This is a genomic window from Fretibacter rubidus (genome assembly GCF_041429785.1).
GTDB lineage: Bacteria > Pseudomonadota > Alphaproteobacteria > Caulobacterales > Maricaulaceae > Fretibacter > Fretibacter rubidus.
The window spans coordinates 2,411,252-2,431,386 of record NZ_CP163423.1 but is presented as its reverse complement, the minus strand read 5'-3'; the positions used below and the strand labels follow the sequence as shown (position 1 = coordinate 2,431,386).

The 20,135-nt window shown below is 48.4% G+C and carries 16 protein-coding genes; 9 read left to right on the top strand and 7 right to left on the bottom strand.

The features are described 5' to 3' along the window. Positions 1-76 precede the first annotated feature (76 nt). On the bottom strand, positions 77-2,011 hold the full coding sequence (locus tag AB6B37_RS11225; protein ID WP_371395893.1) for a DUF3604 domain-containing protein: 1,935 nt from the start codon (positions 2,009-2,011) through the stop codon (positions 77-79). 8 nt (positions 2,012-2,019) lie between these two features. Next, the gene (locus tag AB6B37_RS11220; RefSeq protein WP_371395892.1) at positions 2,020-3,993 is read right to left on the bottom strand and encodes a DUF3604 domain-containing protein; all 1,974 of its coding nucleotides are present in this window, start codon (positions 3,991-3,993) and stop codon (positions 2,020-2,022) included. 182 nt (positions 3,994-4,175) lie between these two features. Between AB6B37_RS11220 and AB6B37_RS11215 the strand changes: the two genes are divergently transcribed. The 4 genes from AB6B37_RS11215 (at position 4,176) to AB6B37_RS11200 (ending at position 10,627) form a co-directional block, all read left to right on the top strand. Then, a complete protein-coding gene (locus AB6B37_RS11215) occupies positions 4,176-5,201 on the top strand; it encodes an AraC family transcriptional regulator (RefSeq protein WP_371395891.1) in 1,026 nt (341 codons plus the stop codon). A 137-nt stretch (positions 5,202-5,338) separates the two neighbouring features. Further along, the gene (locus AB6B37_RS11210; RefSeq protein ID WP_371395890.1) at positions 5,339-7,645 is read left to right on the top strand and encodes a TonB-dependent receptor; all 2,307 of its coding nucleotides are present in this window, start codon (positions 5,339-5,341) and stop codon (positions 7,643-7,645) included. A gap of 150 nt (positions 7,646-7,795) precedes the next feature. Continuing rightward, positions 7,796-9,967 (top strand): PQQ-dependent dehydrogenase, methanol/ethanol family, encoded by a 2,172-nt coding sequence (locus tag AB6B37_RS11205; RefSeq protein ID WP_371395888.1) that lies wholly within the window; start codon positions 7,796-7,798, stop codon positions 9,965-9,967. A gap of 54 nt (positions 9,968-10,021) precedes the next feature. Further along, the gene (locus AB6B37_RS11200) at positions 10,022-10,627 is read left to right on the top strand and encodes an HD domain-containing protein (protein WP_371395887.1); all 606 of its coding nucleotides are present in this window, start codon (positions 10,022-10,024) and stop codon (positions 10,625-10,627) included. 577 nt (positions 10,628-11,204) lie between these two features. On the opposite strand, the gene AB6B37_RS11195 is transcribed toward AB6B37_RS11200, so the two are convergent. The 5 genes from AB6B37_RS11195 to AB6B37_RS11175 form a co-directional block, all read right to left on the bottom strand. Then, positions 11,205-11,726 (bottom strand): DUF2306 domain-containing protein, encoded by a 522-nt coding sequence (locus AB6B37_RS11195; RefSeq protein WP_371395886.1) that lies wholly within the window; start codon positions 11,724-11,726, stop codon positions 11,205-11,207. A 1-nt stretch (position 11,727) separates the two neighbouring features. Beyond that, entirely contained in the window at positions 11,728-12,510 is a 783-nt protein-coding gene (locus AB6B37_RS11190; RefSeq protein ID WP_371395885.1) for a tetratricopeptide repeat protein, read from the bottom strand. Positions 12,511-12,738: 228 nt separating this feature from the next. Beyond that, the gene (locus AB6B37_RS11185) at positions 12,739-13,107 is read right to left on the bottom strand and encodes a hypothetical protein (protein WP_371395884.1); all 369 of its coding nucleotides are present in this window, start codon (positions 13,105-13,107) and stop codon (positions 12,739-12,741) included. Positions 13,108-13,142: 35 nt separating this feature from the next. Further along, entirely contained in the window at positions 13,143-13,841 is a 699-nt protein-coding gene (locus tag AB6B37_RS11180; protein ID WP_371395883.1) for a hypothetical protein, read from the bottom strand. A gap of 9 nt (positions 13,842-13,850) precedes the next feature. Next, positions 13,851-14,609: a MipA/OmpV family protein gene (locus AB6B37_RS11175; protein WP_371395881.1), complete on the bottom strand. Its 759-nt coding sequence runs from the start codon at positions 14,607-14,609 to the stop codon at positions 13,851-13,853. Positions 14,610-14,816: 207 nt separating this feature from the next. Between AB6B37_RS11175 and AB6B37_RS11170 the strand changes: the two genes are divergently transcribed. The 5 genes from AB6B37_RS11170 to AB6B37_RS11150 all read left to right on the top strand — a co-directional run bounded on the left by AB6B37_RS11170 (position 14,817) and on the right by AB6B37_RS11150 (position 20,036). Next, entirely contained in the window at positions 14,817-16,010 is a 1,194-nt protein-coding gene (locus AB6B37_RS11170) for a helix-turn-helix domain-containing protein (protein ID WP_371395880.1), read from the top strand. A 95-nt stretch (positions 16,011-16,105) separates the two neighbouring features. Beyond that, on the top strand, positions 16,106-17,566 hold the full coding sequence (locus AB6B37_RS11165; RefSeq protein WP_371395879.1) for a S41 family peptidase: 1,461 nt from the start codon (positions 16,106-16,108) through the stop codon (positions 17,564-17,566). A gap of 98 nt (positions 17,567-17,664) precedes the next feature. After that, positions 17,665-17,841 (top strand): hypothetical protein, encoded by a 177-nt coding sequence (locus tag AB6B37_RS11160; RefSeq protein WP_371395878.1) that lies wholly within the window; start codon positions 17,665-17,667, stop codon positions 17,839-17,841. A 118-nt stretch (positions 17,842-17,959) separates the two neighbouring features. Continuing rightward, positions 17,960-18,226 (top strand): DUF4212 domain-containing protein, encoded by a 267-nt coding sequence (locus tag AB6B37_RS11155; RefSeq protein ID WP_371395877.1) that lies wholly within the window; start codon positions 17,960-17,962, stop codon positions 18,224-18,226. A gap of 4 nt (positions 18,227-18,230) precedes the next feature. Then, positions 18,231-20,036 (top strand): sodium:solute symporter family protein, encoded by a 1,806-nt coding sequence (locus AB6B37_RS11150; RefSeq protein ID WP_371395876.1) that lies wholly within the window; start codon positions 18,231-18,233, stop codon positions 20,034-20,036. Positions 20,037-20,135 lie beyond the last annotated feature (99 nt).

Here is a 20,135-nt window from a genome sequence, read left to right as displayed (position 1 = left end):
GGAGGGGAAGTCGCCAAAATGAGGAAAATTTTGGGCTATTCAATGTTTTGGTCGTCATGTGAATGCACTCAGTTTATTATTTTGGGTGATACCATATCGGCGAGCTATAGGCGCGTTCTTGCGTGACCATGACGGCGCCTTCTGGCATTTTTGCGCCGTAACGCACGGCGTCATAGGCATTCCAACGTGGGGTAGGAATCTCAATCGCTCGCGTATAATAAAATGCAGGCACATCGGGGTCAAAGTCGGGGTCTGTCCAAACAGTGCGTAATTCTGCATCGCCGATAGAGTTCTCAAAACTTGGACTTGATAAATCAACGCTGTTTCCAACAGCGGGTAATTTACCAGATGCGTCAAATGTTCGGTCGTCTGACCAGGCGACGTCATATATTTTTTCTTGTAACGCACCGTCCTTATCTCGCCATCCTTTGATGACTTGGACGCGGTCTAAATTTGCGCCAATAGGGTCTTTTAAGGCGTTGATGAGGAAGGTTGGAGCTTTGTTTTTGTCTTGTGGGTTTGACAGATCGCCGCCCATGGGCACGCCTTTTTCATAGCCAATATCAACAAAGTTTGAAGCCTGCGCGTCAGTGTCAGAAAACTCCCAACTGCCAAACATACGCAGGGCAATCCGAGGGCCAGTTGTGGCGTAGACTTCTTTGGCCATGATGGCATCAAAGATGTCTTCGCGCGTATTGGACTTCGCCCAGACGGCGGCGTATCCGCCCGCTAGATAATGCCAGCCCATACGCGATACTTCGGACAGGCCGTCACCTTTGGACGCGCGCTCTGCGCTTGGTTCACCGTCGCTATGTTTACCAAAAAAATTGCTTTCGTCGCCTGTCGCGAGCGCCGTGTGCGAGTTTGTCGAGCCAATAAGCCCGTATTTAAACGGATTAATCCCGGTTTTATTTTCAAGCTCTAGCCCCCGTTTCAAGGCTTCGCGGACATATTCGCCGGCAAACATATCGGGCGTTTTGCGGCCTGACATATCTAAATTTCCTAGCTCCCACCCTGCGTCGCCATATGATGCAAATTCATCATTGGGGGATAAAAACGGGTGGCTCTCACTGTCGCCTTTAATTTGTGTGACCTCGACCACGGGCTCCCACCGCGCGGATTTTGCCGCGTAATCAGCGTCTATTGGATTACCTTCAATATCGCTAAAGGCAAACATCTGCCCATTAGACAGATTTGAATTATGCGGGATTGCGAGTATCTGTCCGCCTGTTTTAGTTTCATAGGCCGATAGCGCATTCCACAAATCTTCGGGATTAATACTAACAGTTGCCGGGAAGGGTAGGACTTGATTGGCTTTATCGGCGCCGTCTCTGAACATCACAACGCGGTGTAAATTGTCACCAATATCAAGGGCGGTATATTCATATCCAATGAATGCTGTAAATGCCCCGGGCTCATTATAGCTATCGACGGTTTTGTTGTGCGCCTCCCAAACAGAGCGAAAGATAGGGCCAACAACGGCGCGGTCTCTTAAAACTTCAGGCATTTTCCCGGCGGCAAAACGGCTAATTAATTCCATAGCCGCCTGTGCAGAGGCATCACCACCTTCTTGCATCATGCCACTCCAGCGCGCGACGGTTGGGTCTGTCATAAGCGCGGGATTGCCCTCCATGATTTGACGCGAAATACCTAGCCCTTCGCCGTGATCCGCAATCATTAGAAAGTCTAAAGGGCGGTCTAATACGGCGGGAATTCCTGTTGTTGATATGACCTGTTGCCCGCGTGCAAAACGAAGGGCGTCTTCGGGCGTTAACCGCGCGCCAAAGGCAAACGCATCAGCGGAATTAGTTGTATGCAAATGTGTATCACCCCATAGAAGTTGTCGCGTCTCAGTTCTTGGAACTGTCGCAACTTCAGTCGCTGTGGCGTCGGTCTTTGCAACTGGGGGCGTCTTGTCAGTTGTGCTTTGGTTTAGCTCGGTGTCTGAACAGGCCACTAGTATCGCCGTTGCTACAGTTAGCAGGGCTATTGTCTTAAAAGTCAGAGGCATATGTGGTCCTATTTTGGTGTGTACCAAATGGGCGAGCTGTAGGCGCGCTCTTGATGTTGTTTTTTGGCATCGGGTTTAAGCTGTTCGCCGTCGCCGTAATAATCTGCATTATAGGCCAGCCATGTTGGCGTTGGAATTTCAAGCACCCGTACATAATAAAATGCGCGTTCGGATGCATTAAAATCAGGATCTGTCCAGACAGTTGCCAACTCAGCGTCGCCGACAGTGTTTAAATATGACGCGTCTTTTACGGTGGAACTTATAGCGGGCAATTTACCTTGGTCATCTCGCGTGCGGTCGCCTGCCCATGCAACATTATAAACCTGTTCTTTTAGGTCGCCGTCCTCATTAAGCCATCCTTTGATGACTTGAATGCGGTCAAGGTTCGCGCCGTCAGGGTCGCGTAATGCTTGGATTAAAAATTGCGGCGCTGACCCAGATGTTATTTCTGGAAGGTCGCTGCCCATAGGCGACCCTTTGGCATAACCGATTTCAGCTAGGTTCGGTGCAAAAGCATCGGAGGCTAGAAAATCATATCCAGAAAACACTCTTAATTGAAGGCGTGTGCCGGTGGTGGCGTAAACTTCCTTGCGGGCCATGGCATCAAACAAAGCTTCGCGCGTGTTGTCTTGGGCCCAGACGGCGGTCAGGCCTGCGGCGGCGGATTCGTAGCTATAGACGCGGACGTCGACATCTTTGCCGGGGTATTTCTGAATGATAGCGCCGTTATAACGAAACCCTGTGCCCTCTGGTTCTGCGGGTGTTGCCTTTGAAAAGAAATTGTTTTCTTCTGCGGTCGCGAGGGAGGTGTGGGAATCCGTGGACCCTATTAATCCGAATTTGAATGGATTAACGCCGAGTTCTTCTTCAAATTTCAAGCCACGTTTTAAGGCCTCTCTGGCATATTCCCCAGCGAGCATATCGGGGGTCTTTTCGGCAAAGCCAAAGTTGCCCTTATCCCACGTCCAGAAATCTGCAAACTCGTCATTCGGTGATAATATTGGATGCGCTTCGCCGTCGCCTTTGATTTGGGTGACCTCATAAAGGGGTTCCCAGCGCTGACGACGGGCGGAGTAATCTGTGTCAAAAGGTTCGCCTTTGATGTCGATATCGTCGAACATAGTCCCATTGGACAAATTGCCATTATGCGGAATGGCCATCGCTCGTCCGCCTGTTGTCGTCTCGTAATTTTCTAAAAAAGCCCAAAGGTCTTCGGGGTCTGCGCTCTCGACGGCTGAAAACGGCAAAATTGAGCCCACTTTATCTTTGCCATCGCGAAACACCACAACCCGATGAAGATTATTTGTCTGCATCGATGACGTATATTCATACCCCATTAGCGACGTAAATTGGCCTGGTTGATTGTGATTTTCTGCTGCCGTTGTAATGCGGTCCCACATTGTGCGGCGCACAGCATTATTATGCAGGGGCGGGCGGCCTGTAGTCGCTCTGATTTGCGCGAAACGCCGATAGGCCGCGATGGGATCGTCCCCTTTTGACAAGTCATATAATTGCTTGCCTTCGGGGTCATTTAAAACAATCGGGCTGTTTTCGGCAATTAAGGGCGCAATGCCCAGCGACTCCGCGTGATCGGCAATGACCAAGAAGTCCAGTGGACGAGAGAGTTTGGCTTTCGCCCCCAATGAGGCTGTCACAACTTCGCCTTTAGCAAAGCGGTACGCCTGCTCAGGGTCAAGACGGTCGCCCACCATGCCCGCGTCAAATGAATAGGATGTATGCAGGTGGGTGTCGCCGAAATAGACAGTATTAGGAAAGTTTTGCTCGACATAGGGGGAATAATGGGCAGGTTTTTCAAGTATCGTGCGTTGCGAAAGTGACGCATCGGATGCGGATACGGTCCCTGTGTTCGCATCTTTCGTGATGGCGTCTTGAGATTGAGCGCCTTCAAGGTGAGTGTCTTGGGATGAATTTCCACACGCTGAAAAGCAGAGTGCCCCACAAAGAAGGGCTAATCGCAGCAATCTTATGTCATGAAGGCGAGGTTTTGAACCTTTCGCATATATATTCACGCTGTTTCCCCGACTTAAATACTCTATTCTATAAATCACAGTGTCATAGATGCGGAAAGATAATTGACTTTTCATAAAGTGCGATTGACTTTTAAGCTGTTTTCTTCAAGGTAATTTTAAGAATAGGACGGGAAATGATACACGCTAATAGAGCAGCAAGGCACGGTGGCTTAACCATCCGTGCAGGTGCATTTGAAGGCTTTCGCGATTTGGCCGCGGAGCTTGGCGCGGAGTCCAGCCGCATTTTTGAGACGGTTGGCATTGACCCATTTATGCTCGAGGCTCCCGATAATAAAATCCCTGTCGACAGATTTCGCATGGCCTTAAATTTGGCTTCTGAAAGAACGGGGGAGCGCAATTTTGGTCTGTTAATGTCGCAAAGACAGAGTTTCGAGAAATTTGGAATTCTAGGCTATTTGGCCCGCCATGCTCCGACCGTGGACGTTATGGTCAATAAGTTGGTGACCTATCTGCGTACACATGACACGGGGTCTGTTCCGTCTCTGAGTGTCACCGATAAAACTGCGCTCTGCACGTTAAAGCTAATCGGTATGTCCAATGTCCCAACCATTCAACATACTGAGCTTGCTTTGGGATTAGTTGTAAAACTCATCAGGAATGTTACCTCGGCGTCTTGGGCACCAGAGGCGTTATATTTTAATCATATGCGACCTGAGAATTACCGTATTCACGAACGTATTTTTAATTGCCCTGTTTATTATTCTCAATCTGAAAGCGCGCTTGAGCTTTTATCTAAGGATTTATCGATACCGCTTAAAACGTCCGATCCTGGTTTATACGCCTTGCTGCATAAATATTTGGACCGCGCCGATGAGGGGCAGGGCGATAGCTTTATGTCTGTTGTTGGTAACGCCATAAAATCTGAATTAGATGACGGTAAACCCAGCCTTGAACGCACGGCTAAATTCATCGGCATTAGTCCATCTGCGTTACAAAGGCGGCTGAAAGTCGAGGGCACGACTTACCAAAATGTTTTTCAAGACGTCCGCCATAGTGTCGCCTGTGAATTTCTGGTGAATACAGATTTACCCTTATCGACCATTTCGTCTTTAATTGGCTATTCTGAACCCGCCATTTTTACGCGGGCATTTAAACGTAAAGCCGGCGTCACACCGCGTTATTGGCGCCAACACGCATAGCTGAGTTCGCGAAAATTGTTAGCAAATGTCAAGTGACCCTTAAAAAGTCAATTTTTAAGCCTTTAAAGTCAAATTATACGCAGCGCTTGCGCCATGTTGATATTATAAAAAAGTAAAACAACTTAGGGGAAGAATATATGACCAACAAGGTATTCTTATTGGCAGGCGCAACCGCGCTCATTTTTAGTTCACCAGCTTTTGCGCAGTTAGAAGACGAAATTATCGTTACCGCGACTAAGCGGGCTGAGAGCATCCAGGACGTGCCGATTTCAATCTCCGCTTATGGCGCAGAGTTTATTGAAGATTCTGGAGTGCAGGATATTCGCGACATCGCGCTTTATTCTCCCAACTTCACCATTTCCAGCTCATCACAGCTGTCCAATAATCGTATCGCCATTCGCGGAGTCGGGTCTGTGGGTAATGCGGGTATCGAGCCATCAGTTGGTGTCTTTATCGACGGTATATACTATCCCCGACCTGGTGCGGTCATTGGTAATCTGATGGATATTCAGGCCGTTGAGGTTCTACGCGGCCCGCAGGGAACATTATTTGGACGTAACACACCCATGGGTGCGTTGAATGTGCGGACCAAAGATCCGTCAATGGCAGGTTTCGAAGGCAATTATCAAATCGGCTACGGCAGCCAAAACGCCTTTAATATTGGCGGCGCGGTTAATGTGCCGCTTGGGGAGAACACAGCCATGCGGTTGAGCGGCAAGCTTTCTGACCGTGACGGCTTTGGTGACAACTTGCTGACGGGAGAGAACTTCGGCGAACGTAAAGATTTAAACTTACGGGGTAAGCTGTTGTTCCAGCCCTCAGATCAGCTATCCGTGAAATTGACGGCAGATTACGGTAAAATTCAATCGGGCGGTGCAACGATTGCCTTCTTAAATGGCACGGAAAACCCAGCCTTTATTGGTACGCTCGGCGCGCTAGCGGGCGCGGATTCTAGTCAGATTGTCACAGATGACACATTTGACCACGATATTTACCAAGATCACCGTGATGATTTGGATGATAAGCAGTGGGGTCTTGCGGGTGAGGTGACTTATGAATTTGGATCGGGGCATGAATTAAAGTCGATTACCGCTATCCGTAATTGGGACGCAAAATATTTTGAAAGCGCTATTCGTCTTCCAATTCAGCTTTTCCCGCGCAAAACTGATTATGATAATAAAACATTCTCGCAAGAGGTTCAGCTGCTATCGCCAACGGGCGGTGCCTTTGATTACCTGCTCGGTGCGTTTTATTATAAAGAAGATTACACAATCTCCCAAGATTTTGACTTCGGCGCGCAGTTTTGTATTCCTGTTGTTGCAGGTCTCGCTGGTTTAGGCGCGGCAGGAGCTTGTGCAGCGGGGCAGCAAATCGACGTCTCTGATGGTGATTTTGACCAAGATTTGGAAAGTCTCGCTGTCTTTGGCCAAGGGACATTCCATGCCAGCGAACAGCTATCATTCACATTGGGTGGCCGTTACACGGATGATACCAAAACGGCTGACTTCACAAATGTCATCAATAACCCGTTCGCCATTGCCCTGTCAGTGCGTGATAACGAATCACGCCTTGGTATGAACATCAATGAGAACGGTTTTAATACGTCGCAATTTACATATTTTGCCAATGTCAGCTATGATGTCACGCCTGATGCGATGATATTTGCAACAACGTCAACAGGGTATAAATCTGGCGGCTTTAATACGGATGGAACGTTCCCAGCCTTGACGCGTCAACAACGTATTTTTGGTCCAGAAGATACAACCAATTATGAACTTGGTATCAAAACTACGCTGGCTGATGGTATGTGGACGTTAAATGCAACGGCTTTCCGTCTTGACATTGACGGTTTCCAAGACCGTGCCTTCGACGGGATTTCCTTCATCACGCGTAATGTGGGTTCGCTTCGCCAACAAGGCCTCGAGGTTGATACAACATTCAGGCCAATGGATCAGCTAAGCTTTATGGGCGGGCTGTCTTATTTGGACTCAGAGTTCACAGATTACCGTAACGCCTCTCCGCTGCCGGGTGGCCCTGTGCAGGATTTGACAGGAGAGCGCGCTCACTTTGCCCCTAAATGGCAAGGATCAATGGTTGCTGACTGGTCTGATGATTTCTCCATGATGGGCGGTACGATGTATTTCCTTCGCGGTGAAGTGCAGCACACAGGTACACAAAATATCGGCGCTAACACCAACCAAAACCCGCAGACGGTTCAAGAGGGCTACAGCCTTCTGAATGCGCGCGTCGGTTTGCGTGCGGATGATGATCAGTGGGAATTGAACCTCTGGGGTAAAAACCTAAGCGATAAAGGCTACTGCTTGACTATATTCGATCAGCCTTTTGCGCCGCAACTCAATGGCGTCAGAAATTTGCAGAACCCACAGCGTTGTTCTGTTGGCGCACCATTGACATATGGTGTCGAGCTTAAGTTCCGTCACTAATCTGGCGGGCTCTAACGAAGAGCCCTTAGAAAATCATAGGTCTGGCCTTGGGCTGGACCTATCTGCACCGTGATTCAACCTATTAGGCTAGTCGGGGTGTTGGGATCAAGACGACTAGAGGGCCAGATACATTCGAAGGAAGGCAATGAAATGAAACTAAGACATCTTACACTTATATCGTCCATTATTGCCCTTACTGCCTGTTCCAATACCGACGCACCCTCGTCCTCAGACGCGCCTGAGCGCGCCAAAATTGAGACGGTATCAACTCAGCATATTCTCGCTGCAGAGAAAACGCCGCAAGACTGGCTAACCTACGGCGGCACCTATGACGAGCAACGTCATTCAAGGCTAACACAGATTACAGCCAGTAACATTGGGGAGCTAGCCCCCGCATGGACTTATGATTTTGATGCAGCCCGCACGGCACGCGGTGTGGAAGCCACACCCATTGTTGTTGACGGTGTCATGTATGTCACCGGTGCATGGTCAATTGTCTATGCTCTTGATGCCAAGACAGGCGAAGAGCTTTGGGTTTATGATCCTGACATCGCGGGCGAAGAAGCGGCGAAAGGGTGTTGCGGTGTCGTGAACCGCGGCGTTGCCATTTATGAAAGCAAAGTTTTTATTGGGGTTTTCGATGGCAGGTTAGAAGCGCTTGATGCCAAATCGGGTAAACGCCTCTGGAGCACGGTCACCGTTGACCAATCAAAGCCTTATACGATCACCGGTGCGCCGCGTGTTGTGAAGGATAAAGTCCTTATCGGTAACGGCGGCGCAGAGCTTGGCGTGAGGGGGTACATCTCTGCCTATGATGTGGACACTGGCGATTTAGCTTGGCGGTTTTATACCACTCCAAATCCTAATAAACAGCCCGACGGGGCCGCATCAGACGCCATATTTGCGCAGCTCGCCAATGACAGTTGGGGCGACAACGGCGTATGGCAAACAGACGGTGGGGGCGGTACTGTTTGGGATTCAATTATTTATGATCAAGTGAATGATTCCATTATTTTAGGGGTGGGTAATGGCTCGCCTTGGAATGCTAAAGTTCGCGATCCTGACGGTAATGGCGATAATCTCTTTTTATCCTCCATTCTCGCGCTTGACGCTGATAGTGGGGCTTACAAATGGCATTTTCAAACAACGCCGCGCGATCAGTGGGACTTTACGGCAACGCAGAGCCTAATTTTAGCCAATCTTCCTATTGGCGAAGACAGAGCCGAGAGACGCGTGGTTATGCAAGCGCCTAAAAATGGTTTCTTTTATGTCCTCGACGCCGAAACGGGTGACTTTATTTCGGGTGAGGGGTTCTCGCCCGTCATTACATGGGCTAGCGGGCTTGATGAAAACGGACGACCCATCGTCAATCCTGCGGCGCGCAAAACCGAAGAGATGTTTTTAATGATACCCGGACCATTAGGGGCCCATAACTGGCACCCTATGGCCTATAGTCCCAAAACGCAGCTGGCTTATATTCCCGCGCAAATCGTGCCGCAATTCCTCGAAGACGAAAACGACAACGCATCACAAAACGGGCTTTGGAATATCGGATATAATTTCGCGGCTGGCATACCGTTGGAATTCTCTGCCGAGGAATATGCCGCGATCAAAGGCAGCGTAACAGGCGCGTTAATGGCATGGGACCCAGTGAAGCAAGAAGCCCGCTGGACCGTAAATTATCCCGAGGCCGGTAATGGCGGCGTCTTGTCAACGGACAGCAATTTGGTGTTTCACGGCACACCGCAGGGCGAGTTTTTAGCCTATGACGGGCAGACGGGCGATAAGCTTTGGTCGTATACAGTCAATAACGGCGTAGCGGCGGCACCGTCGACATATTCTATTGATGGTGAGCAATATGTCGCCATTGCTACAGGGTGGGGCGGCGCATGGGCTATTAGCGCCGGGCACGCTTGGGGTGAAAAAGCTATTCCAAACGTCGGCCGTGTTGCCGTTTTCAAGCTGGGCGGCACCGCGAAAATTCCGTCTGCGATGGAGGCTTTCATTGAAAGGTCGCCTAAAACGGCTGCCTTTGGCAAGCCAGAGCAAGTGGCTTTGGGGCTACAACGTTACTCTGATAATTGCATGGTGTGTCACGGGCCGCTCGCCATGAGTTCGGGTGTCCTCCCTGATTTGCGCTGGTCATATGTCTCATCGGAAGAAGAGGCGTGGTCTGATATCGTCTTAAACGGAAATTCCAAGGGGAATGGCATGGTGGGTTTTCGTGAGCAGTTAAGCGATGCTGACTCTGAGGCTATTAGAGCCTATGTTATAAACCAAGCTTGGTTAGCTGTAAAAAATGGTGAAGGCGAAGCCCCGTAACGTAAAAACACGAGCGCGCAATCGTTTTAAGTAAAATTGATAGAGGAGGTTTTCATGGGTAAGGTTGTCGACAATACGGAGCAAGCAACATTCACCAATATGGTGGAAGGCACTCAAGAAGATTGGGGAAAAATTGCTAAACATGCGATGCAGTTTTCCAAAGGTTTAGCCGACCGCGTTTTAGATCACCTTAGGCTTCTTGATGGAGATTTTGGTGGATTTCCAATCGACCGGCTACAGCATTCTTTACAAACCGCGACGCGGGCTCACCGTGATGGTCGTGACACAGAATATGTTGTTTGTTGCCTGTTACACGATATTGGCGACACGCTGGGATCTTACAATCACGCAGATATTGCCGCAGCCATTATGCAGCCCTTTGTATCAGAGAAAAATCATTGGATGATTGCCAATCATGCCGTCTTCCAAGGGTATTACTTTTTTGAGCATCTTGGCATGGACAAAAACGCTCGTGATCAATTCAAAGACCATCCCTATTACGAATATACGGCCCAGTTTGTTCACCTATATGATCAAGCCGCTTTTGATCCAGATTATGAGAGCGAAGACCTCGCCTTTTTTGAGCCTATGGTTCGCGAAGTCTTCAAGCAACCAAAACGCTCACTCTATCTGGATGTCTTAGATAAAAATGACGGCTAACGGATTGCTGCGGGCTCTGGACAATCCATAATTTTTGGTTCTTTGCTCAATAAGTCAGATACGGCTTCTGTAACGACACGCCCTTCTTTTATTTAAATTTAGGGTCTTTCACCTTGTCTAAGTGGCTTTTCGCCTGCACCCTTGTTTTTTTTGCATTTTATGCATTCGCCAAAATTCCTGTTGTCTATATTATAGTGTTGCGTTAATTATGTGGCGTGTTGAGAAAGATGACCATACCGTCAGTGATAAGAAGTCGAGCACCGTTTGCTTGGCTTTGCAGCCTTTTTCTGGTTGTTGCTTTTTTGTTTGCGCAAATGCTTTCCGTTGCACATTCTCACGATCATTTGGACGCTGGGCCGCATAAACAAAACTGTGAAGTTTGTATCTTAGCTGTCAAAGATGATGGCGATCTGCACATTGTGGCAGATATAGATGGTGATACGGAAAACGTATCTTTTTTATGGGCTCGAATTGATCGCCTAGCTATAGCCGCGGCGAGTATCGAATGATTGGTACATAATCTTCCCAAAGGAGGAAAAGCGGATACTCCATTTGGGAGTTTAGACATCCGTCATCTCTAAGGTTGTTTCTGCGGATGTGGATAAATCTGTTTCAATGTCCGAAATGTTATAAATGCAGCTATGGCCGTAAGTGACCCGAGCCCGTTGTAGAGCATGGCTATGCTAATCTCTAAAACGTCTGAGCGCACTAGGTTGAAAACAACCTGCCAAAGTCCAGCCATAAAGAGGCCGAAGTAAGCCCAAACCATTGAATGTTGATGGGCGTTAAGCCGCTTTGGATTGTGTGTACGCTTATAGCTCCAAATTGCCCAAAGAGCCCTCGATAAGGTGACTAAGCTGACCAACGCAAAGAAATGGAAGAGATTGGGATATCCGGTCATGTCATACATGCTAAGCGCACTGATGATGATAACCGTCATCATAACGGCCCAAATCCGTCCTATCCAGCGGTGTAAATGCGTGCCTTTTGGGCGGATCATAATAAAGGGACCAAGCACCAATGCCCCGATCGCGCAAAGAAAATGAAATGCGCCAAGCGGGCTTTCAACCCAATATGACCATGTCAACCAATCCTGCATATCAACCGCCGCTCTTGCTAAGCTTGGCTAGGCGCTTTCTTGCTGACTTCAAGCCCGCTAGCGTGACGGCAGTCTCCAAATGTGGCCGCGCTTTACGTTGATTGTCTGTGCTTAGGTAAAGTTCAGCAAGGCGGTAATGCGCGTGGGCCAAATACTCTGGGTTATCATGCCCATTGCGAATAAAGCGCTCAAACGCGGTAATGCCGTCTTGCGCATATTCCCCGCTTAGGTGAGCCGTTTTTCCAATTTGATAGTGGCAATCAAAGTTTTGCTTATCTGCTGAGACGCAGCGCTTGAATAGCTCAATAGCGTTGACATACTGATTTTGTTGCAGAGCAATCAGACCTGCGACATTCAAAGCTTCTACGTTATCTGGCTCGATTTCAATGGCTTGGTGCGCAAAGGATTCTGCTGCGGCAAAGTCATCTTCCGATATAGCCAGTCGAGCCTTCATCAAAAAACCCCGTGACGGATACTTAGCAGAGATGTCTTTGATAAGTCTCTCTGCGGCCTCCTTGTCACCTCCGACGCTAGAGGGAGCTTGGGTATGAAACATAATCAAATTGAGCTGTGCTGTTTCATCATCAGGCTTAATGTCGTAGCACTGTTCCATTGTGGCTAGCATTGTCTTTGCAACGCCTCGTTTTTTTAAGAAGCTGACCTGATCAATACGGTCACTATAGGCATCAACAAGTAACTGGCAGAGTGCAAAATTGTTTTTGTTTGTTTCCCATATAGGTTCCAGTTCGGCTATCGCTGCTTTGGCGTCTCCATTGGCAATCATTTGTTCTGCCCTTTGACGTGTGATGTCAGATAATGGAGAAGTGGCCTCGCTGAACGCTAAATTGCAAAATGTAAACGATACGGCGAGCAAAGCTGAGGTCATTCGAGTTGTGCGTGGTCGTTTTGCCATAAGGTCTGGCCTTTCATTTATATTACCTTGTCCTAGTGACTATTATTTCAGTTCACGTCTTTCCGTGACGGGGCGGACAATTATCATTTTGGGGCTATCTCATTCGCATTCGAAAGAGGGTTTTTCAAAACCGGTAATGGTCCAACCGCCATTGGGCGCGGCGTTGGCGTAAAATGTGTAAAAGCAGGCTGTCTCTTTTACATAACCGCCAGAGCGAACCGTTGAGCCTCTCTGATATCCGCGCCCGCCTTCATCATCATATGTAATGGTTTCAGGAACATAGGATGTATCAATGATTTCCCACTGAAAAGCGCGCTGCCCGTTGGGCAAATCAAAGCTGTTGATTGGTGGGCCGTAATTGGCGATCACCGCTGATATATCGCGAGAGACATAGCCTTTCATGATGGTGCTGGCGCAGCCAGAAATGACGACTGAACACAATATAAGAATTGTCGTGAAGGTGCGCATAATGTTTCTCCTTGAATAATTTGAAACGCGTGAATTTAGCGGGGCAGGGTTAGGTTGAATATTGTGCGCTGCTCGTGCTCTTCCACTTTTTTAAGAGCAATCTTTGCCGATAAATTTGTTCGCAAATCGGCCACATAGAACCGACCATCAGGGGCGGCCTGACATTGGACTTGCATCTGAAATGATTTGATCTTGGCGATGAAGATGGGTTTGAACGGGCGGCGGTTTCGCATTTCAAACTTGTGTATGGCCCCGGTTGTGTTGTCGATGGTGATATGCGCAATCATCTCCGCCAAAAATTTGCGGTCATCGGCATCATCATCAGGTCCGGCCTGCGGTGTAAAGGCAAAGATGACCGCGTTACCATCCTGCATGACTGGGTGAGCATCAGGTCCCACTAACGCTAAAAAATCCGTACACCAAAATTCCTCATAGGGATCGTCGTCTAACTGGCGCAGCATATCCTTGAAATCATTGCTCCATTCCGATTTAGCGGGATGCATAACCTCAAGACGACTACCCTGTGGGCGCGTCGGATTGACATGCGCCTGGGCTTGAAAGTCATTATCTTGATAGGTCATTTCGAATGAATATCGCGCAGTGTAAGACTGCTCGATGCGAGCTTTCTGATGGGCTAGGTCGAGTATGGGGTGCTGGCCAGAGGGTTGCGCTAAAGCTGATTGTAAAGTCAGCAATGCGCAGCCAGTTAAAACGCTGTAGAGTTTGAATGACATGGTAGCCTCCTAAAAACGCTTGAGGAAAGCCACGCCAAACGTTGCATCGCGGTCTTTGCTAATGAGGGGGCTATCAGTCGCATCTGAATTTAAATGCTCATATTTTGCAAAGGCCAAAATGCCCATGCTGTCACCAATGGGATAAACCGCATCTGCGCTCACATAGGGATACCAAGCGGCGTTAGGCGCGTAAGCAGTAAGGCCAGCGCGGGCTTCATCATCGCGAACACCGTAAAGGTGTTCACTTAGTCCTTTGTCGCGGTAAGAATAGCCAACAGACGTGCTCAGCTGAAGGTCGCCAAGTTCCATCTCAAATCCTGCCTCGGCAGAACCCTCGAAACCATTGTGAACGTCAGAGACGTCATGGAGGAGGTTTCCGCTGACAAAAAACCCGCCGAGGCTAACTTCGGCTTCAATACCGGCTTCCAAAGCGGTATCGCGTTTAATGTCTTCAAAAAGGGGGGAATTATCAGGATCTCCAAATGACCACCGAGGTTCAAGCACAGCGGAGACTTCCAAAATATCTGTATTGAAAAAACTATAGCTAAATCCATCAACACCAAGATGAGCATTTTCCCAGTCATAGGCCAGATAGGGAATAGGGGTCGTCGAGGGCGAGTCGGAGCCTTCATAGGGGGACCAGTCAGCGATAACGCCTAGCCCAATGGTGAAACCCTCGCTATCGCCAAATCCGTTAACTTGGGCTTGCGCGGGTATAGCGGCACAGAGGATTGTTGCTGCACATAAAGTGGTTGTAAAATAATTCATTTTTGTCTCCATAAACATGACTTGCACCCATTGCGAAGCCGTTCATCTAGAGACGGTGTGACAGGCTAAGGTATTACTGGCGTCTTTCTAGGACGGAAAGGAACAAAACACTGTCCGTTCTGTCACGCGCGGACGGTTGAGCCCCTTTAATTTGATAGCGATATTCAACAAGGGTCATTATAGATGCGCTATGAACTGGAGACATGCATGTCCTTTTTTGCTTTGCTGGAGACGATATGCGCCTCAATGGCTTTTGCTTTGTCTTTCATGGCAATCTGTTTATTGGCGCTGCGCCGTGACCCAAACGGCATCTATCGACCTCTCATCATTTTTTTCTCTGCCAATGCTTTCATTGAAGCTGTGTCAGTTTTGGATGCTTTCCCAGAGTATGGCTATTTTGAAAACCTGTCTCAAATTGCAGAGATTATATCTATCCCGGCATTTTTATTATTAGCGCCAGCACTCTGGCTTTACGTGCGGGGGCTTACTTCTGAAACGCGCCTCGCGCTGACAAAGTCGGATGGCAAACACTTCATTCCATTTATCTTAGGCGCGATCGCTTGCTCGTTACTTCTGTTTTCGCCAGCGTCGATCCGCAATCAAATTATAGGGGATGGAGATGGACCTGATACGGCATGGATAATAAGCATCACTTTAATGATTGTGTTTATCATGCTCATGTGGGCTGCACAGGTCATCATTTACATTATCGCGCTTCTCCACCGTATTTCAATGTATCGTACGCGCTTAAAAGACGTTTTCGCGAGCACGGAAGGGCGGGAGTTAAAATGGATTGTTTGGATGATAGTGCTGCTTGTCGCCACTATCTTCATCATGCTCCCCGACCTATTTATAAGTTTTTCAGAACTCATTGAGTTTATTCCCTCTGTGTTTAATGTGATTCTGATTTGGTTCCTTGCCATCTGGGGTTTGCGGCAAATGCCAGGTTTCATTGCCTTGGGTGCAAGTGAACTCCCGGTCGCTAGCGACCAAACCGATAACTTGTCGGCATTCCAGTCATCCGCCACAAAATACGAAAAGTCTGCTTTAACTGAAAACGATACAAGTCGAATTGCCAAAAAAATAGAAGCGGCGATGGAAGAAAATCAGCTGTTTCTTGATGCTAATTTGTCCCTTCGCCTACTCGCCAAACATGTTTCTGTACAACCCAATTATGTCTCGCAAACTTTGAACGGTCACATCGGCGAGACTTTTTTTGACTATATAAACCGGTGGCGCATTGACTATGCCAAGCCTTTACTGGCTAATTCCGACGAAACGGTTCTTAACATCACATATGACTCCGGGTTCAATTCCAGATCTTCCTTTTATAAGGCCTTCAAAAAGGAAACTGGCAAGACCCCTACGGCATATCGTAGCTTTGCAAAGAGCAAGGCCTAAGATAATTCCTCAAAGATTGTCCTTGCCGTCCTTGCGAGACAGAAATTTGCGCAAGACCCGTTAAATCGGTTCCAACACTTTAATTGGAGCCATCTATGTTACTTAAAAACGCACCCTCATTAGCCGCCCTGACCATCGCTCTTCTCACTTTAGCGGGATGCCAAACCTCTGTGAAAACTCGTCCAACATCAGAATTGCCTCCCGGCGTTCAAGGTGTCTGGCAATCTAATGGATATGGCTATGTCCTCGAAGCCACAAAGGAATATCCCCGTCTTTTTCACTACACATCAGAGTTTTGTATTGAGGATGAGGAAACAGCGGCCGTTCTCTCTCATTACCTCACGCCCGATAATCTTGCGTATGACAGCGAAGGGCGCGCAATTTATTTTTCTCCGACTTTGGAAGATTACAAAATAGAGATGAACGTCATTCCTAAACTCCCGCAGACATGCGGTTTGCAATTATCCTCTGATCCCGTAGCCGTGTTTGAAAGCTTTGCAAGTTATATGACCGCGCACTACGCCTTTTTCGATCTCTACGGCGTTGATTGGGAAAACACAGTTTCAGAGGCTCGCTCAAATATATCTATGCAAATGACGGATACAGAACTGTTCGGCGTTCTATCCGACATGATACGCCCCCTTAAAGATGGTCATCTAGAGCTTAGCGCTGAAATTAAAGGAAAAGAGACGCGTTTCGAGCCAGGCCAAGGCTCTGTTGGTAATGCTATTGACCGTATTGCCTCGCGTCAAGGCAAGGACAAGCAAGACCTCAATAATCAGATGTTGATGCAATATTGGATGACCGGGATCCGCAAAACTATATTGGGTGGCAAAGGAAAAATGACCGCCAATAAGATGATTCAATATGGCCTTGTCTCTGATGACATTGGCTATATCGCAATTGCTGTGGAAGGCGGCTATGCTGGCAAAGGCGAAGGCTTTGAAGATGATGATCTAGCCGTTTTGCAAGACACGCTAGACAATGCAATTGCTCTATTTAATAACGAGTCTGCTAAATCAGTTATTGTTGATTTGAGTATTAATTTTGGCGGCTATGATTTTATCTCGCGCGAAATTGCCGAGCGATTCGCGGTTAAACCTTCGCTCGCTTATACCAAATATGCTGCAGACTCGAACCAAAAAACACCGTACCCGATTTCTATTACACCCCATGCGGGTGAACGTTATACGGGGCCAGTGACACTGGTCACATCAAATGTGACGGTGAGTGCTGGCGAGATGCTAACAATGGCGCTCCGCACACAGCCCAATGTAACTCATGTGGGAGAAGCCACACGCGGGGCGCATTCAGATGTCTTGGAGAAATTATTGCCAAATGGATGGCGTCTGGAATTATCCAATGAAGTTTATCATGATCACAAAGGAAACTTTTGGGAGGGGCAGGGTATTCCGCCGCATGTGCCTCTCCAAATATTCAACCCTGACAACCCATTCGAGGGTCATGTCAATGCGATTAAATCAATCATCGAGAGGTTAAATGATGAAGGTTATGATAATTCACCTTCGGCTCCCCTTAAAAATGGAGCGCCTTAATGGCTTTCAACCCTGTCAAAGCGTCGCAAAAAATACACTCCGTTCTACGACAAAGCTTGGAGGCTTGACGTTTGTTTTGGAATGTTCAGAGTGGAGACATGAAATCACATCTGTTCATTGCGATGGGCTTGACCCTGGGTCTTATATTTCTTTTTCAAGGGTTAGAGGCCGTGAAGGTGCCTGGTTTGGGATTTAAAGAACTTTATGTGTTGGGCGGCTTTATCTTTGCGAGTTTGTTAGTCAGACAAGGGCTGAAGGATCGTAAGCGTCCGTAATAAAGTAATGCACGCCTTAGACTAAAGTCTCTCTACCCTCTTCATCGTGTTTACCCGAGAGTTAATGCGGGAAAACTCGAATCAATTCGAGAGTAAACACAAAGAAGGGGAGATAGATTTGTCTACAACTACACACACAGCTGACCCAGCGGGCTATTGGAAGGCGACGATACGCCTGACGATATCACTCTTGGTCATATGGTTCCTTGTCTCTTATGGTGCCGGAATCCTTTTTAGAGACGCCTTGGATAACTTTTCAATTGGCGGCGCGCCGCTCGGGTTTTGGTTCGCCCAAAACGGGGCCATCTACGTCTTTCTCGCGCTCATCGTGGTCTATTGCCGCAAGATGACCAAATATGAGAAAAAATTCGGAATTAAGGGGTAGGGCTATGGATCAGACATTCTGGACTTATTTCTTCGTTATCGCGACGTTCAGCCTTTATATTGGCATCGCGATTTGGGCACGCGCGGGATCAACGCGTGATTTTTATGTTGCGGGCCATGACATCCATCCCGCGCTCAATGGTATGGCGACTGCTGCGGATTGGATGTCTGCAGCCTCGTTTCTATCCATGGCGGGCCTCATTGCCTTTTTGGGCTATGGCGGCTCCGTCTATTTGATGGGCTGGACAGGTGGCTATGTTTTGCTTGCGCTCTTGCTTGCACCGTTCTTGCGTGAATTTGGTAAGTTTACTGTGCCTGATTTTGTTGGTGACCGATATTATTCCAAAGTTGCGCGGGTCATCGCCGTTATTTGTGCGCTTTTTGTGTCCTTCACCTATATTGCAGGGCAGATGAAAGGTGTCGGCGTGGCGTTCTCTTCTTTCTTGGGTGTTCCGTTCAATGTCGGTATTTTCATCGGCTCTGCGATTGTATTCTTCTACGCCGTTCTTGGTGGGATGAAAGGCGTGACCTACACGCAAGTCGCCCAATATGTTGTGCTGATTTTTGCCTACACAGTGCCAGCGATATTCATCTCTCTGACCATTACGGGCAATCCCATTCCACAGCTTGGTTTTATCGGCAATGTAGCAGGAACCGATGTGTCAATGCTCGAGAAGCTTAACACTATGGTCACGGATCTAGGCTTTACCGAATACACGCAAACAACCAAATCAAAGATTGATGTGTTTTGTATCACCGCTGCGTTAATGTTTGGCACAGCGGGATTGCCGCATGTTATCATCCGCTTTTTCACCGTAAGCTCCGCGCAAGCCGCGCGTAAATCTGCGGGATGGGCGCTTATGTTCATTGCGCTTCTCTATACAGTGGCCCCAACGGTCGGTGCTTTTGCCCGTATGAATTTCATCGATACGGTCAATGAAGCGACTTACATCACTGATGGTGAAAACTATGAAGAACGCGCCGCTCAAATTCTGGCGGATGGCGGCAAGCCTGTGCCTACATGGTATAAGGATTGGGAAACAACAGGACTTTTGAAGTATGATGACTTGAACGGTGACGGCAAAATGCAATATCGTGGTCCGGATGCGCCAGACGGTGTTGCCAATGAAGTCGTCCCTGATCGCGATATCTTCGTGCTGGCCAATCCTCAGATTGCGAACTTGCCAGCATGGGTTATTGGCCTTGTCGTCGCGGGCGGCCTTGCGGCGGCTCTATCAACGGCGGCGGGTCTCTTGATGGTGATTAGTTCTGCGGTCAGCCATGACTTGTTGAAACGAACCTTTACGCCGAATATGACAGAGAAGCAGGAAATGCTAGCGGCCCGTTCGGCGGCTGCCGTTGCTGTCGTCTCCTCTGCTTTGCTAGGCGCCTTTGCCTCTAATCTGCCCTTTGTGGCGCAGGTGGTCGCTTTTGCCTTTGGTCTGGCTGCGGCCTCACTCTTCCCGATTATCTTCTTAGGAATTTTCTGGAAGCGCATGAACAAAGAAGGCGCGATTGCCTCTATGGTCGTGGGTCTGGTGACAACGTTCAGCTATATTTACTACTTCAAATTTGGCGGCGGCACATCAGATCAGTGGTGGTTTAATTTTGGTGACGGCGGGGTTTCACCCGAAGGCATTGGCTTTGTCTTTATGTGGCTCTCTGCTGCCGTGGGCGTCATTGTTGCGCTCGTGACCAAAGCGCCGCCGCAAGATATCCAAGACCTTGTTGAGGATATCCGTATCCCGGGAACACGGACATCACACGGTATAGCTGATGGTGGAATGGCGCCTCTGCCAGCCGCAGAATAAGGACTCATCCATAGACGTCCCCAAAACGTCGACACACTGGCCGCATCCCCTGGATGCGGCCTTTTTTGTGCATACGACTTTAGGCGAGATTGCAAAAAG

Coding starts and splice junctions, on each gene's coding strand:
- AB6B37_RS11170 (WP_371395880.1), top strand. CDS start 14,817: ATGTCCTTTTTTGCTTTGCTGGAGACGATATGCGCCTCAATGGCTTTT.
- AB6B37_RS11160 (WP_371395878.1), top strand. CDS start 17,665: ATGAAATCACATCTGTTCATTGCGATGGGCTTGACCCTGGGTCTTATA.
- AB6B37_RS11180 (WP_371395883.1), bottom strand. CDS start 13,841: ATGTCATTCAAACTCTACAGCGTTTTAACTGGCTGCGCATTGCTGACT.
- AB6B37_RS11210 (WP_371395890.1), top strand. CDS start 5,339: ATGACCAACAAGGTATTCTTATTGGCAGGCGCAACCGCGCTCATTTTT.
- AB6B37_RS11215 (WP_371395891.1), top strand. CDS start 4,176: ATGATACACGCTAATAGAGCAGCAAGGCACGGTGGCTTAACCATCCGT.
- AB6B37_RS11225 (WP_371395893.1), bottom strand. CDS start 2,011: ATGCCTCTGACTTTTAAGACAATAGCCCTGCTAACTGTAGCAACGGCG.
- AB6B37_RS11190 (WP_371395885.1), bottom strand. CDS start 12,510: ATGATTGCCAATGGAGACGCCAAAGCAGCGATAGCCGAACTGGAACCT.
- AB6B37_RS11195 (WP_371395886.1), bottom strand. CDS start 11,726: ATGCAGGATTGGTTGACATGGTCATATTGGGTTGAAAGCCCGCTTGGC.
- AB6B37_RS11150 (WP_371395876.1), top strand. CDS start 18,231: ATGGATCAGACATTCTGGACTTATTTCTTCGTTATCGCGACGTTCAGC.
- AB6B37_RS11205 (WP_371395888.1), top strand. CDS start 7,796: ATGAAACTAAGACATCTTACACTTATATCGTCCATTATTGCCCTTACT.
- AB6B37_RS11200 (WP_371395887.1), top strand. CDS start 10,022: ATGGGTAAGGTTGTCGACAATACGGAGCAAGCAACATTCACCAATATG.
- AB6B37_RS11185 (WP_371395884.1), bottom strand. CDS start 13,107: ATGCGCACCTTCACGACAATTCTTATATTGTGTTCAGTCGTCATTTCT.
- AB6B37_RS11175 (WP_371395881.1), bottom strand. CDS start 14,609: ATGAATTATTTTACAACCACTTTATGTGCAGCAACAATCCTCTGTGCC.
- AB6B37_RS11165 (WP_371395879.1), top strand. CDS start 16,106: ATGTTACTTAAAAACGCACCCTCATTAGCCGCCCTGACCATCGCTCTT.